Annotated in this window: 2 protein-coding genes and 1 pseudogene; all 3 read left to right on the top strand. The window is 43.5% G+C overall.

All coding sequences use genetic code 11. From position 1 onward, the window contains the following. Positions 1–225: hypothetical protein (locus VLN09_RS06425; protein ID WP_325244791.1), on the top strand; the 225-nt coding region annotated here is incomplete at its 5' end. Next, positions 218–1,204, top strand: coding sequence for a xanthine dehydrogenase accessory protein XdhC (xdhC, locus tag VLN09_RS06420; RefSeq protein WP_325244789.1), 987 nt, complete (start codon positions 218–220; stop codon positions 1,202–1,204). The genes VLN09_RS06425 and xdhC, both read left to right, overlap by 8 nt. A 194-nt stretch (positions 1,205–1,398) precedes the next feature. After that, positions 1,399–1,666: pseudogene (locus tag VLN09_RS06415) on the top strand (guanine deaminase); the annotation flags it as partial.

Below are 1,666 nucleotides of genomic sequence, written 5' to 3'. Positions count from 1 at the left end.
CAAGCGTGGGATATCGCTGCTAAAGTGGATACAGATACGATTGCTAGCCTAACAGCAACCGATAATAATTGTGGTATTGATGATGATAAAGTCAAGCCGCAGCAAGTCGCACATGGTAAAGATATTAATCCACCAGAAGTCGAAGGCAAGCTAACGGATAATCAGTCTGAAGCGATAGAAAACCCTAATGTATCAACGGCTCGCGGACCGGCGCATAGTGAATAAGTCACTAATCACACCGATGCCACTAACAAAATGGTATGACGGGCTGGCGCAATATCAGCAGCAAGGTATAGCCCATGTTTTAGCTACGGTCGTTGCAGTCAATGGCTCAGCACCTCGCGAGCTCCAGTCTAAAATGATTGTGACGCTTGATGCATGCTGTGACACCTTAGGCGGCGGTAGCCTCGAACATGATGTGACGATAACCGCTAGGCAATTGCTGAATGGTGAAATTAATGCAACTGACGCGAGAAGTGCTAAACCATTAAAAGAAGGCAAATCTCAAAAGGCACAAGCCGTACGCCGCGATGCAGTCTACACCAAGCATTATCCATTGGGTGCTACATTAGCCCAATGTTGCGGCGGTAGTGTCACGGTCATGTTTGAGTGCTTTAATGTGACGCCGCCCATGTCATTGCTAGTATTTGGTGCAGGACACGTTGCGGCAGCTTTGATGAGTATTTTGGCAGAGCTACCTTGTCAAGTTGACTGGGTGGATAGCCGTCCTGAGATGTTTGAACGTTATTTGACCCATAGTGTGGGCAATGTAGATGGACAAGTGACTTATCAATTGCCTACTCATATTCGTCCGCATATTGATGAAGATCCGGTTGATTTTATCCAACCGTTTGTTGCCAAGAGTATTAAAAGTGTCTTAGAAAATGCCTCAACAAAAAAAGGCACTCAGTATTTTATCCTTGTCATGACTCATGATCACAGTATTGATTTTGATTTGGTGCGTGCCACGCTGGATGCTTATGTGAAAACCGGCATAGATAGCAGCTCATTACCTTATCTTGGCTGTATCAGCTCGGCGACCAAAGCCAAGCGTTTTAGAGATCGCCTGATACAGCGTGACTATAGCGAGCAAATAGTCGATAAATTGACCATGCCTATAGGACTTAATACTGGCGGAAAAGAGCCAATGGCAGTCGCTATCTCTATCGCGGCGCAAGTTATGCGGCTTTATAATGATTTATAACCAACATTAACCCTAAATGACAGTTTTTTAATTCTCTATTTATCTGTCTACCTACCCTCAAGACATTGTTCTTAGCTTTGTTAGCCATCATACGATATAGGCTGCGCTCAGCAATTTTGTGCTTGTATTAGGGTAGATACATAATATTGATGAATTCTTAACCAAAATACTTATCTATTATTGTGAGATTTTTTATGACCATACATATTTATCAAGCACAATTGCTGCATTATTTAACGGAAGAAAATCTGGCTACAAGAGCCAAGCGCGAACATTTAGATACGGCTGGCTTAACTAATGCTAGTTTAACCAATGCTGAGCGCCATAGCATGACGGTAGTAGAGAAAGACGTTACCTTGCTGCCAGTGGTAGCAGGCGTCAAGATTTATCCTGAATATATTTCTAATGGCGCTCTAGTAGTCGATGATGCAACTGGTCGCGTAGTAGATTATGGCAGCTGTG

Origin of the sequence: Psychrobacter sp., from assembly GCF_035469765.1 — a bacterium.
GTDB lineage: Bacteria > Pseudomonadota > Gammaproteobacteria > Pseudomonadales > Moraxellaceae > Psychrobacter.
Note: the sequence above shows the minus strand (reverse complement) of the source record. Positions and strands in the feature narration are given on the sequence as shown.